Below are 12146 nucleotides of genomic sequence, written 5' to 3'. Positions count from 1 at the left end.
TTACTCCAACGGCACTAACATATTGCGCAAGGCGTTAAGATCTTTGATCGCGATAAAGCGGTTCTGCACCACAATCAAATTATCATCCTGAAATTTTTTCAGCAGCCGGCTCACCGTTTCCAAAGCCAGACCCAGATGATTGCCGATTTCCTGGCGGGTGAGCGACAGCTTGAATTCCGACGACGAAAATCCGCGCCGCTTCAACCTTTCGGATAAGCTGATCAAAAAGTAAGCCAAGCGCTCCTCCGCTGGCCTCTTGCTTAGCACCAGCTGATTTTTATCCTCCAGCATTTTCTCGCCGGTATGCCGAAACAATTCGCGCGTCAGGCTGGGCATGTTCTTGAACAAATCTTCCATATTGTCGGCGGGCAGGATGCAAAAACTCATGGTTTCCAAAGCAATAGCCGCGCAGCCGTGCTTTTCGGCGGATAGTCCGTCGAAGCCCAGTAATTCGCCGGGCAACAGAATATTCAGAATATGCTCGTTGCCGTAGCTATCGTTAGCCACCAGCTTGGCGCTACCGGACTTTATCGCCAGAATGCCTCGGAAATTGTCGCCTTCGCGGTAGATAAAATCGCCGCGCTGCAAAGTTTTGCGGGCCTTGACGACTTGGCTGATGTTATTAATTTCGGCTTGCGACAGGCCGCGCGGTAAACAAATATTATCCAGACTGCAATTAACGCAACTGACTTGATTTTTAAGCGGCTCAGTGGCTTGGGGTTTTGATGAAAGCATAGTTTTGGGCTTGATAGTTTGCCGCTTCACCAGGAAACGGCGAGTTTACGACGGTTTGTTGGTTAATCCTGTTGGTGATAAGCAACTATGCGTTCTACTTCGGATTTGGAACCCAAAATCAATGGAACCCGTTGATGAATACTGCTGGGTTTCAAGTCCAAAATCCGTTCACGGCCGGTCGAACATAGTCCGCCAGCTTGTTCGATAATGAATGCCATCGGGTTGGCCTCGTACATCAGCCGTAGTTTGCCGGGCTTGGACGGATCGCGTAAGTCGTGCGGATACAGGAATACGCCGCCGCGCGTGAGGATGCGATAGACTTCAGCCACCAGCGAAGCCACCCAACGCATATTGAAATCTTTGCCGCGCGGCCCGTCGACGCCGGCGACACATTCGTCAATATAACGCTTCACCGGCTGCTCCCAGAAACGTTGGTTTGACATGTTGATGGCAAACTCGCTGCTTTCCTCGGGAATTTTCATATTGCAATGGGTCAGAATGAACTCGCCGATATCCTGATCCAGCGTAAAAGCATTCACCCCGTTGCCTGTGGTTAGCACCAACATGGTGGATGGGCCATACAACACAAAACCGGCGCAGACTTGCTCGGTGCCTTTGCGCAAAAAATCCTCGGTTTCCGGTTCGACGCCTTCCCGGCAGCGCAGAATCGAAAAAATCGTACCCACAGTCAGATTAATATCGATATTCGACGAGCCATCCAGCGGATCGAACAACACCAGATATTTGCCCTTTGGATATTGTTTTGGGATTTTGATCGGATCGTTGATTTCCTCCGATGCCATGCCGCCCAGAGAACCACTCCAGTCCAAAGCTTTGACCATGATGTCATTGGTAATAATATCCAACTTTTTTTGTACTTCGCCCTGCACGTTTTCGGATTCCGCACTGCCCAACACCCCAATCAGGGCGCCGCAATTGACCCGGTGAGAGATCTGTTTGCACGCAGTCACGATGTTATTCAGCAGCAGCGTGAACGTACCGGAAGCATCCGGCAACCCGCGCTGCTGCTCGATGATGAACTGGGTCAGAGTAACTTGGTGGGACATGCGTTAATTCTCCATAGCGTCGGCTAGAGTAAGAAAATGTTTCGGCAACCACGGTAGCGTAATCCCTGGTTGGGCGAATAAATTGTTGTGGTTAAATTGTTGGCCCGTTCGCGGCAGATTTGTTTATCCAATTGCTGTATTCCGTCCCGGTATCAGACTTTTTCGCTCAACAGGCTTTGCGGCGGGAGCGTTTGCAGATTGGTTTGCGAGGGTTTCCCTTGTTGAACATCCATAAATCCGGGTTTTAATCCTTTTTGTTCGAACTGTTGTCTTAAATAGTCCAGACGTGCATTAATTTTATCCACGGTGCTGGTGGACTCGCTCCAGAAACGGGTATTAATAGTGCCGTCGTAACAGGAGACCTTGCAATGTATTGTAGCAAGTTCGGGAGGGGTAATGGTAATGCTCACTACCCAGTTCTTTTGGCCGTTTTCGCTGTTGGCTTGTTTGTCTTGTTCCACGATCAGTTGCAGCGTTTCAGGTTCGGCTTTGTTAAAGAACGGTAACTCCAATATCCAGACCTGTTTGGGCGAATCGTCCCTGGGCAACGAATTGAGTTGATCTAACGTCAATTTGGCCAGATTGCCTTGGGCTTTTTGCAAGGTTTCTTTCAGTAATTCGCTTGCAGTCTGCTGCGCCGAACTTTCGTCCTTAGGCACCGCCAGTTCCAAGCCTAGCTGTGCAATCAGCTTGCTCAGTTTTAATTTAAAGTCGTCTTGCAACATTTGCGATTGCGGATTTGCCTCCGCGTCGACTAAATTGCGCTCCATAAACAAACCGGACTGGGCGATGGTTTGCTTGAGGGTGGCCGGTTCGAACAACTTTGTTTTGTCCGGTACATGCTGCAATATTTCGCGGGCCAGTTGCTTGAGTAATTCGCCTACGGTTTTATCGCTTTCGGCAGGCTGTATCAAAGGCGCCAGATGCTCCAGCAATTGCTGTGACGGCACTTGAATGGGCAGTAACTGTTTAAACACCGTCGCGATGTGTTCGTCAATAAAAGGCGTAGGTAAAGACGCGCTAAGCATTGGGGTCTCGCCACTCTTCAGGATTTGTAAATCGATGCGGCTGCCGACGGTTAGCGCGGATTTGGCCAGCGGATCGCTCCATTGCAATTGTTTGTTATCCAGCACCACTCGATTTTCTCCGCCAGGCAACGCGGTGCTTTGGGTTTGCTTGGCATCACTCGGCACCGGCATCAGTTGTACCGTTAGCGTATGTTTGCCGATATTCAAAATCTGCGCCTGCACATGGTCACCGGGGTTTAATGTCGCCAGCGGATTGCTGAGTAGAGGTGGTGTTGCAGTCGCTGGAGTGGTCGGGGAGGGCAGTAATTTAAATAGTTGTGCTTCGGGCGCTGCTAAGCTTGACGTATTCGGCGCTTGCGATAGTGGCGGAGCGATAATTTTTAACTCCGGTGTCGGCAAAAGTTTCACCACTTGCAACTGCAAGGTCTGGCCGGGTTGCAAAGCCAATGCCTGTTGGCTCTGCAAAGTCATGGTTTTATCGGCAACGCTGACCGTCAAGGTATTCAGCATGAATTGATTGGTGATGATTTTGGCGTCCAGCACTTGATTCAGTTTTAGCTCTGTAATCGAAGCGCTCGATTTGCTCAAGGCCATGACCAGTTTGGCATCTAAAGGCAGCTTTATATCCATGACATTCTCACCTCGCCGTAATCGGGATTTACGCGTTGAAACTAGATTACTACAAAAACTTGCCTAGGCGCTTAACAGCTATTGGGCAGGTTTTGGCTGAGAGCGCCGGTTAGTCACTTAGCAAAACCCTACGTTAGTCATTCATCCACCAAGCGGGCGGTGAGTTAATTGCTTGAGGAACAGTAAATCATCAAGCCAAAACCGTTAAATACCTTATTTATAAAGGGCTTGACAACATCCTTGCTCTGGCTCTAGGCTCAGTTGACATTCAACTGGGGAGAGCGAGCCATGAAATTGCTGCAATTGGGTTTTATCTGTACGGTTTTTTGGATTAATACCGCGCTCGCGGTTAGCGTGACACAACGCGCCGGCAATAATTTTCGTACCGCAGCCAACAATCAAGAGCTCACGCTTAATAAGACTAACGTGAATTCGGAGCAGTTCGGTCTGCTGCGTACTTACGATTTCAACGCCAAAGTCGAAACCCAGCCCTTGGTAATCGAAAATGGCGCTGGCGCCGATGATTTAGTGATCATCACCACGATGAAGAACGAAGTGATCGGTATCAACGCCCGCACCAACGACACAGTCTATAAAGTTAAACTCGGCCCCGAGATCAGCTCGCAAGACATGGACATGTGGAAGCACACGCCAACCTGGGGTATTTCCGCCACGCCGATTATCGATCCGGCCAGCAACACGTTGTTTGTCGCGTCCTGGCAAAAGAAAAACAACGACAACCGGTTCCGCGATTACTGGGTGTATGCCTTAAATCCGCTAAACGGCAGTCAAAAAAGTAAACCAGTGCGTATCTTCGGTAAGTCGCAGGAAGGCAACGGCTGCTGGTTTAACGACGCCGGCGCGACATATAAGCAAAACAATCAAACCAGGCAATATGTCTATCCCAAGCTGCGCGCCGGACTGGCATTGACAGAGAACAACGGCTTGGTCATGGCATTTGCCGCCAACGGCGAATCTCTGATGGGCGGCAGGAAAAATCCGCATGGTTTCGTGGTGGCTTACGACACTAGAGCCTTGCTCGGCCAAGCCGGTTTTTCCAAACAAGCCGCGATATTTTGCGCCACCTCATTCAATTCCTGGGGTGCCGGCATCTGGCATGCCGGCGGTGCGCCGGTCACTGAAGACGACATGATTTATGTCGCCACCTCCAACGGCACTTCAAATAACGGCGATGTCGATCTGGCTGAAAGCATGATCAAACTCCGCTTCAAACCCAGCGTTAGCGGGGCCCGGCCCGAACTGGAAAAGGTGGATTTTTACAAAGCGTTTTTGGATGAGCGCGTTCCCGCTGATAAGTGTCTCTGGGGCGACAATAACTCCGAAGTTTCTTGCGGCAGGGCAGAAGCCCATGCTGCTGGCGCCGACTGGGATTTCGGCGCGGCCGGGCCGATGCTGGTGCCTGGCTCAAGGCTGCTGTTGCAAGGTACCAAAGACGGCATCATTTATTCCTTGGACAAACTTAATTTGGGCCGGAACGACCGCTTTAATCAATTGATGTCCAAACCGCCGTTGGTGGCAACCTACTTTGCGGGCGGCGTTCAGGAAAACTGGGACCGGGCTCAGCATCTGAATCGTAGCCTACCGTGCCCGGCATCCGGGCATAGCGATCACGGCTGGTTTGTGCCATGCGGCGATCCGGAAAACAACAAAATGCACCATATCCACTCGCTGGCCTTGGCGCAACGCGATCAGAGCGGCGGCATCGTCTATGTCTGGGGTGAAAACTCGCGTTTGAAAACCTATAATTTTTCCACCGTGGACGGTAATTTACCAAGCTTCCGTGCCGAAGCTGAGGATCTGGCCTCGGTGGGCGTCGAATCGCCCGGCGGCATGCCCGGCGGTCTGTTGATGGTCTCCGGCAAGCCGTCCGCAAGCACTAATTTTGCACCCGCCATCGATTTTGATTCGGCTATCGTCTGGGCGGTATTTTCCAAATTCGGCGATGCCAACAAGGAATTCGCCGAAGGTCAGCTGATTGCCTACGACGCGACCACGATAGAGCCGGGTAATAAGTTGAAACGCTTATTTCGCACCGGCGACGACAATAACGGCGGCTTAGGCAAGATGTCGCGGATGATTCCACCAGTCGTGGCAAATGGCCGGGTGTATGTGATGATTTATCGGGTCGGTACTTCCGACTGCACCGCGCCGGACAATCAATTACCGGTTTGCAGTCAGTTGAAGGTATACGGCTTGAAATAGTCGGGAAACCCGGCGATTTGCAAGCAATCCCAAGAAAATTTCAGCATCATTGTTTCTCGGAACTGAATCGCCGGCCTTATTTTCGCCGGCGTTTTAGCGCCGAGCCGCAACTACCAAGCAATTTACCGAAACGGCCTTTTACGCCGCCGCTCGACAAAATTTCTTCAATAATTCGGTTCAACGATCAAATCGTTGCAGCTTTTTGCGCGAACGATATCGCTCGGAACAGCAACCTTTCAGTCAGGCGCTAAAATCTTCTGGTTATTTTGGAAAACGAGCCGGAAAAAAGCCTGGTTGCTGGGAAAATAAGCGCAACCGTCAACCCTGGAGCTCGATAAATGGGCCGCACCGGCTTTTAGCGCTGATTCGCCGCAACTGTGGATGCGCATGCCTATCGTACGACCGACCATTTTAGCCCTAGACCTGGAAGGCACGCTGATCTCGACCCATTCAGGTCCGTCACGTTTCTCCAAACCGGCCAGTCAGAAATATCTTGATTCTGAGAATTTGAGGGCCACAAAGCAGCCGTTGGTGATCTCATCCAATCGGCCATCAACAAACGATTAGGAGTTTCTGTAAAATAGCAAATGTGCGCTAAAGCCACCAACCGATAACGTTCGTCATAACCAAGAAATCCTTTATCGGACCAATTTTCGCCCCTGGTTATGGCAATGTTGAGCATAATATCTATCCCCATATTAAACGAGCGAAACTAGCATCGTTATACTCAAAATCAGCGAAATAATAGCGAATACCTTTTTCAAATAATTTACTGGCAGTCTATGGGAGCAGGCAACGCCGCAGGGGGTGACAATAGCGCTAGCGGTAGAGATCGCTAAAAATGCTGGCACATTTATAAACCCAATGACATAGGGGTTGCTTAATGTCTCATACCAGCCGCTAATAATGTAACCAATTGTGCCCGTGACAGCGATAGGTAATCCAATTGCCGCCGAGGAACCAATGGCTTTTTTTATAGCCACATTCCTATATACCAAGTAGCCAATAGTCAGAAAACCTCCACCCACTGCAGCAAGTGTTGATACTGATCCGATACACACTCCAGCCGTAGCCAGTCCGCGGAAGCTCATCGACATTTGACGGGGGTTGGGCTGCCAATTCATAAACATTTGCACCGCTACAATCGCCATAAACAGCGCAAAAAACAGGGCAATATAGGCTGCGCTAAAGTTAGCGGCCAACTGGGTAGTCAGAATAGAACCAAGGATGATTCCCGGAGACATTCCGCGAACGATCTGCCAGTCAACCGCGTTTCGTGAAACATGTGCGTGGACGCTTGCGGCTGAAGAAATAATCATGCAAGCCAATGACGTTCCCAATGCCACATGAACTACTTTTTCTACGCTAGTACCTTGGTAAAGAAAAATGGATGACAGAAAAGGAACCAGAATTCCGCCGCCACCAAGTCCCAGTAAGCCCGCGATAAAGCCCGCCAAAGCACCCAGCACAAGATACAACGATATCCATTCAACACCCGGCATGATAAACCAACCTATTTATTAGCGTTTTGGAGTAACCAGACGGTCTCCGTTGCTGCAACTTCGCCCTTCAATCCACCTTCAATATTCTTGCTTTCAACAGACTTCAGCCGGTAAGCAGCCTCATAATGTTGCTTTACTTCGTTTTCGGTCACTGAAAACGGAGGCCCATCCATCTGCAATTGGTCGTATTCATAAGTAATCAGCAACTGCGCTGCCGTGCCACTTATGTTCATCAGATGCGACGTATAGCGGTCCCGTAAGCCGGATGGCAGGGCAACTAAGGCTGCCCTATCATATATCGCGTTAATTGCACCAAGAAGCTCGGTAGACACGTCGAAAATATCACCGACGAATATGTCTATGTCTTTAGCACTGTATTGGGTCAATTTTCCAGCCTTAAAGGTTTTTGGCTCTAAGCCAAGTTCATTGAACAACTCGCTAACGGCGAGTTTGCTCAATTCCGCGCCAGCCACTCGATAACCTCTGCTAAGCAACCACGCTATATCCCGGGTCTTACCGCACAACGGCAGAAACACGCGACTGCCTTTTTTCAGATGTAATTCTTTAAAATGCGCGACCAGATGTGGGTTTGCCTCGCTTTCATGAAATGCAATTTCACCGCGTTCCCATTTTTGATGCCAGAAACTTGCTTCCATCTCGACTCCTTAAATCATTAGCCTATTAAAATTCAATATTATTTGGTGTTTCAGTCTTGAAAAACCGTTATTTTCGAGCCTAGGATAAAAGTTCAAGTCAACTTGAGGTCAAGCATTAATTTCAACAGGAAAATGTATGGATATTACTGAGGTTACTAAGGCATCGGGATTACCGGCCTCCACGTTGCGTTTTTATGAAGAGAAAGGATTGATTCGGTCTACAGGGCGAATAGGGTTACGCCGTATATTCAGTGGCGATGTGTTGGAGCGTCTGGCATTAATTGCTTTGGCGCGCGGTGCCGGTTTCTCGCTTGATGAGATCGGCGAGATGTTTACCCCTGAAGGGCCTGACATCGATAGAACGTTGCTTTTGGCCAAGGCGGATGACTTGGATAGAAAAATTAATGAACTGACGGCTATGCGTGATGGACTTCGCCATGCAGCGGTCTGCAATGCGCCGAGCCATTTTGAATGTCCAAAATTTCGTCGCCTCCTCCGAGTTGCGGGTAAACATCGGTTCCGGCAGCCAAATAAATTGAAGGACAAAATTTAAGTGATGAGTGCGATTATCTCAGCTCGGCTTTACTGATTGTTTAGGGTATTAACATGTGCCATATGTGATCGCTTCTAAATCGGTGCTTACTCTCGGATTAGAAAATCGTAACCCGAGGTTCTATATCACGGTTTTTTTAATGCTAAATAACTGAGTATCCTATGAAACGAACGGCTTTAATTTTAATTGATGTGCAGCAGGGTTTTGATCACCCGAAATGGGGCATCAGAAATAACCCCGATGCAGAACGGAACATTGCCCGGCTGCTGGCGCGTTGGCGAACATTGTCGTTACCGATAATCCATATTCAACACCTTTCCACCACCGCAGATTCGCCGTTAGCGCCGGATCAACCTGGCTGCGATTTCAAACCGGAAGCCAAACCCACGGACGGCGAACCGGTCTTCGGCAAGCAGGTGAATAGTGCTTTCATTGGAACGGGTCTGGATCAGTTTCTTAAAGAACACGGCATACATAACCTTATCATCGCGGGTTTCACCACCGACCATTGCGTCTCCACCACAACCCGCATGGCGGGCAATCTCGGCTATGACACCATACTTGTGTCCGACGCGACCGCCACTTTTAATCGCCGTGGGCTCGACGGCGTCAATATCTCCGCTGACGCCATCCATAACGTGCATTTGGCCAGCCTTGACGGCGAGTTCTGCAAGGTTAGAGGCACGGACGAAATATTGACCGATTTTACTTAAACCACGTTAACTTCAGAGAAAGCCCATGAATACCTATCGGTTACATACTGAAATCGAAATAGCTGCCGAGCCGGAACACGTCTGGTCCATTCTTACCGAGTTCCCGGCTTATCCGGAATGGAATCCGTTTATTCTCAACATAGAAGGTGAAGTAAAACTGGATGCGAGGCTTAAAGTGCGGATTCAGCCCAGCAACGGAAAAGCCATGACGTTTCGGCCGCGCGTTTTTGCTGTCGAACCGGGAAAGGAACTACGCTGGCTGGGACATTTCTTATTTCCCAATCTCTTCTATGGCGAACATCGGTTTGTCATTGAGCCTATCGCCGATGGACGCATCCGCTTTACGCAGAGCGAGCGTTTCAGCGGCCTGCTGGTGCCGTTATTCAAAAAGAGCCTTGAGAAAGATACCAAAATGGGCTTTGAAGCGATGAATCTGGCCATCAAGGCCCGCGCTGAGGCCTGACGATGCAAGTCTTTTGCTTTCTACAGCGTGCCTCACAACCCGATAGCCCTGATGCTTGAGCGCAGCCAGGTCAGTTCGAGATTCCGGTCGGCTCCCGCACGCCAGATCGATACGAAGTCGAAGCCGGGTATTGCGAACGGCGGCTCCAAGACAACTAAGTCGGGGGTGATTTTTTCCATATTGATGGCGCGCGCGGCAATGGTTAGCAACAAATCCGTTCCGACCAATAAGTCGGCGGCAACCGTAAAATGCGGCACCAGCACCGCTATGCGGCGTTGCGCTCCGAGCGCGGCCAGAGCCTTATCGACATGGCTGTGGTGCATGGCTTGCACCGAAACATGGATATGCGGGGCCTCAAGGTAATGGCTAAGCGATAGGCCGTTTTGCTCCGTTAGATTGCGGCGATCCGTTACCAACACAAAGCGTTCTTGAAAAAGAGTATCGCTTTCCAGTTCCTCCGGCATCATCGGAAACACACCAATTGCACCGTCCAATTCGCTTTCCGTCACTTGTCGCAACATCTCCAGTCGCGATGATTGGGTCACAACCAGATTAACACCCGGAGCCTCGGCGCGAAGACGCTGCAACAGCCCTGGCAGGACAACTGCAGAGCCATAATCAGACATGCCCAGGCGAAAGGTTCTCTGGCAATTTTCAGGCGAAAACGGTTCTGACATGACGACATTGCGGACATGAGTCAGGGCATCGGCTAACGGCCTTAGCAAGGCTGCTGCTTTAGCCGTTAAGCGCATTTCATTGCCGACCCGCACTAATAATGGATCGCCTATGAGATCGCGCAGGCGATTGAGTGCATGGCTAACCGCCGGCTGCGTCATTGCTAATCGAGTTGCCGCGCGCGAGATGTGCCGCTCTTCTAAAAGTGCGTCCAGAACCACCAGCAGGTTCAAATCTATACGCCTCAAGTCATGCACTGTATTCATAAGCCACGTACAATTTCTTCATTTCTATTCATCTTGATAATAACTGAAACTGTACGCCACTGGTTTAGCGGTAACCGTGGTGGTATCGGGCCAGTGTCAGGAGATTAAAATGTCTAATTCAAAATTATCCATCGAATTTCCCAACGGTATCAAGTTTGCTCAAATTAGGGTTGCCAGACCCACCAATCAATTGGCTGCCGTTGTTCGTTTTTACCGCGACGGTCTGGGTTTGCCGGTGATCGGTTCATTTAAAAACCATTCCGGCTATGACGGCGTCATGCTCGGCTTACCCGGGCGTGACTATCACCTGGAATTTACCCAGCATGCATCCGGAGCTCCATGCTCAATGCCTTCCGCCGAAAACCTTCTGGTGTTATACGTCACCAATGCTGATCAGCGACAAACACTTTTTGAAAATCTTGCCTCGGTCGGTGCTGAAGAAGTAGCGCCGGAAAATCCTTATTGGTTAGATAAAAGCCGAACCTATGCAGATCCGGATGGTTGGCGCGTGGTGATTTGTTCGGTCGTTGGAGTCTGACCGGCGATGGCACCACGACACATTGCGCTCGTCTTATTGTGTGTGCTGGTTTGGGGCGGCAGTTTTTCGGTAATCCGCTGGGGGTTGCAGGATTTACCGCCGCTGGCTTTTGCCAGTCTCCGCTTCGGATTGGTGGCATTGCTGATACCGTTTGTTCCACGACCAAACACTAGCTGGCGAACGATAGTTGTTTACGGACTAGGCTGGGGCGCAGTTCAGTTCAGCGGCCTGTTTCTGGCAATTCATCACGGGATGCCTACGAGCCTTAGCTCCGTCTTGGCGCAATCGCAGGTATTTTTCACGATGTTGTTCGGCATGGTATTACGATTGGAGTCGCTCAATGCACGTAAAGGTTTGTCTCTGGGATTGGCACTAACAGGCTTAAGCATTATCGCGAGTGATGAATCCGCCGAGGTGCCGTTGATTGCCATGGCGTTGAGTTTAATGGGCGCTGCCGGCTGGGCATCGGGAAATATCGTCGTCAGAATAGTAGCAACTGCCGGACAACGCTCAGACTCCCCGGCTTTTATCGTCTGGGCATCTTTGATGCCAGCTTTAACATTGGCGGCTCTGAGCGCCGCGTTTGAAAACCATCAGACGATTTTTAATTTGACTACGGCTTCCGCAGTCCCGGCGGCAATAGCAGTGCTTTACCAGTCGCTAGGCGCATTATTGATAGGCACTTTGGCCTGGAATCGGTTGCTGCGGCATTATCCCGCGACCACCGTTGCATCATTTTCCTTATTGACGCCGATTATAGGCCTATCGATCGGTTGCCTGTTTTGGGGAGAAACGCTTTCCATATCGGCATTCGTCGGCTCGACATTTTTATTGTTCGGCCTGATAAGCAATCTATCCGTTACAACAGTTCATGCTAAATAGTCATCTAGCCGGCACATCGGTTTAGTGAATCATCAGTTATTCAACACTTTGCGCGAATGGCCTCCTTCCGATAACGCTTGTCGATTTCCAAGAAGTAAAAGGGGACAGAGATGAATGTTGGAAGTGCTGGCAATGGAGCTCGGATGCCTTCGGCAGTAACAGCGCCGCTGGTCGATGTCATCTGACGATCATCATGTCCCCTAATTCTGCTTGAC

General features: G+C 50.1%; 12 protein-coding genes. 6 read left to right on the top strand and 6 right to left on the bottom strand.

All coding sequences use genetic code 11. The features are described 5' to 3' along the window. The 3 genes from ACR64Q_RS10660 to fliK form a co-directional block, all read right to left on the bottom strand. Window positions 1–735, bottom strand: a complete 735-nt coding sequence (locus tag ACR64Q_RS10660) for a helix-turn-helix domain-containing protein (RefSeq protein ID WP_036275577.1) — start codon at window positions 733–735, stop codon at window positions 1–3. A gap of 62 nt (window positions 736–797) precedes the next feature. Next, a complete protein-coding gene (locus tag ACR64Q_RS10655) occupies window positions 798–1802 on the bottom strand; it encodes a class 1 fructose-bisphosphatase (protein ID WP_026600830.1) in 1005 nt (334 codons plus the stop codon). Between the two features lie 152 nt (window positions 1803–1954). Further along, complete coding sequence (gene fliK / locus ACR64Q_RS10650; RefSeq protein WP_313734659.1) at window positions 1955–3460, bottom strand: flagellar hook-length control protein FliK; 1506 nt, start codon at window positions 3458–3460, stop codon at window positions 1955–1957. 288 nt (window positions 3461–3748) lie between these two features. On the opposite strand from fliK, the gene ACR64Q_RS10645 reads away from it, so the two are divergent. Beyond that, window positions 3749–5683: a hypothetical protein gene (locus ACR64Q_RS10645; protein WP_313734657.1), complete on the top strand. Its 1935-nt coding sequence runs from the start codon at window positions 3749–3751 to the stop codon at window positions 5681–5683. Window positions 5684–6381: 698 nt separating this feature from the next. On the opposite strand, the gene ACR64Q_RS10640 is transcribed toward ACR64Q_RS10645, so the two are convergent. Together ACR64Q_RS10640 and tmpT are read right to left on the bottom strand one after the other, a co-directional pair. After that, a complete protein-coding gene (locus tag ACR64Q_RS10640) occupies window positions 6382–7185 on the bottom strand; it encodes a sulfite exporter TauE/SafE family protein (protein ID WP_313734656.1) in 804 nt (267 codons plus the stop codon). 11 nt (window positions 7186–7196) lie between these two features. Further along, window positions 7197–7841 carry a thiopurine S-methyltransferase gene (tmpT, locus tag ACR64Q_RS10635; protein WP_313734655.1) on the bottom strand — a complete coding sequence of 215 codons (645 nt, stop codon included), beginning with the start codon at window positions 7839–7841 and terminating at the stop codon, window positions 7197–7199. 136 nt (window positions 7842–7977) lie between these two features. On the opposite strand from tmpT, the gene ACR64Q_RS10630 reads away from it, so the two are divergent. From ACR64Q_RS10630 to ACR64Q_RS10620, 3 genes are all read left to right on the top strand, one after another. Next, window positions 7978–8394, top strand: coding sequence for a helix-turn-helix domain-containing protein (locus tag ACR64Q_RS10630; RefSeq protein ID WP_313734654.1), 417 nt, complete (start codon window positions 7978–7980; stop codon window positions 8392–8394). Between the two features lie 161 nt (window positions 8395–8555). Then, window positions 8556–9107 carry a cysteine hydrolase family protein gene (locus tag ACR64Q_RS10625; RefSeq protein WP_313734653.1) on the top strand — a complete coding sequence of 184 codons (552 nt, stop codon included), beginning with the start codon at window positions 8556–8558 and terminating at the stop codon, window positions 9105–9107. 25 nt (window positions 9108–9132) lie between these two features. Next, window positions 9133–9570, top strand: coding sequence for an SRPBCC domain-containing protein (locus tag ACR64Q_RS10620; RefSeq protein WP_313734652.1), 438 nt, complete (start codon window positions 9133–9135; stop codon window positions 9568–9570). 32 nt (window positions 9571–9602) lie between these two features. Here ACR64Q_RS10620 and ACR64Q_RS10615 read toward each other — a convergent pair whose 3' ends face one another. Then, a complete protein-coding gene (locus ACR64Q_RS10615; RefSeq protein ID WP_483823323.1) occupies window positions 9603–10511 on the bottom strand; it encodes a LysR family transcriptional regulator in 909 nt (302 codons plus the stop codon). A 109-nt stretch (window positions 10512–10620) separates the two neighbouring features. Here ACR64Q_RS10615 and ACR64Q_RS10610 point away from each other — a divergent pair, with 109 nt between their 5' ends. Beyond that, window positions 10621–11049, top strand: a complete 429-nt coding sequence (locus ACR64Q_RS10610; protein WP_313734648.1) for a VOC family protein — start codon at window positions 10621–10623, stop codon at window positions 11047–11049. 6 nt (window positions 11050–11055) lie between these two features. Beyond that, window positions 11056–11931 (top strand): EamA family transporter, encoded by an 876-nt coding sequence (locus tag ACR64Q_RS10605; RefSeq protein WP_313734646.1) that lies wholly within the window; start codon window positions 11056–11058, stop codon window positions 11929–11931. Window positions 11932–12146 lie beyond the last annotated feature (215 nt).

The sequence above is a fragment of the Methylomonas sp. 2F7 genome (assembly GCF_057126975.1).
The sequence above is the reverse complement of the archived record's forward strand: the minus strand, read 5'-3'. Positions and strand labels throughout refer to the sequence as shown.

Coding starts and splice junctions, on each gene's coding strand:
- ACR64Q_RS10620 (WP_313734652.1), top strand. CDS start 9,133: ATGAATACCTATCGGTTACATACTGAAATCGAAATAGCTGCCGAGCCG.
- fliK (WP_313734659.1), bottom strand. CDS start 3,460: ATGGATATAAAGCTGCCTTTAGATGCCAAACTGGTCATGGCCTTGAGC.
- tmpT (WP_313734655.1), bottom strand. CDS start 7,841: ATGGAAGCAAGTTTCTGGCATCAAAAATGGGAACGCGGTGAAATTGCA.
- ACR64Q_RS10645 (WP_313734657.1), top strand. CDS start 3,749: ATGAAATTGCTGCAATTGGGTTTTATCTGTACGGTTTTTTGGATTAAT.
- ACR64Q_RS10660 (WP_036275577.1), bottom strand. CDS start 735: ATGCTTTCATCAAAACCCCAAGCCACTGAGCCGCTTAAAAATCAAGTC.
- ACR64Q_RS10615 (WP_483823323.1), bottom strand. CDS start 10,511: ATGAATACAGTGCATGACTTGAGGCGTATAGATTTGAACCTGCTGGTG.
- ACR64Q_RS10630 (WP_313734654.1), top strand. CDS start 7,978: ATGGATATTACTGAGGTTACTAAGGCATCGGGATTACCGGCCTCCACG.
- ACR64Q_RS10640 (WP_313734656.1), bottom strand. CDS start 7,185: ATGCCGGGTGTTGAATGGATATCGTTGTATCTTGTGCTGGGTGCTTTG.
- ACR64Q_RS10605 (WP_313734646.1), top strand. CDS start 11,056: ATGGCACCACGACACATTGCGCTCGTCTTATTGTGTGTGCTGGTTTGG.
- ACR64Q_RS10625 (WP_313734653.1), top strand. CDS start 8,556: ATGAAACGAACGGCTTTAATTTTAATTGATGTGCAGCAGGGTTTTGAT.
- ACR64Q_RS10655 (WP_026600830.1), bottom strand. CDS start 1,802: ATGTCCCACCAAGTTACTCTGACCCAGTTCATCATCGAGCAGCAGCGC.
- ACR64Q_RS10610 (WP_313734648.1), top strand. CDS start 10,621: ATGTCTAATTCAAAATTATCCATCGAATTTCCCAACGGTATCAAGTTT.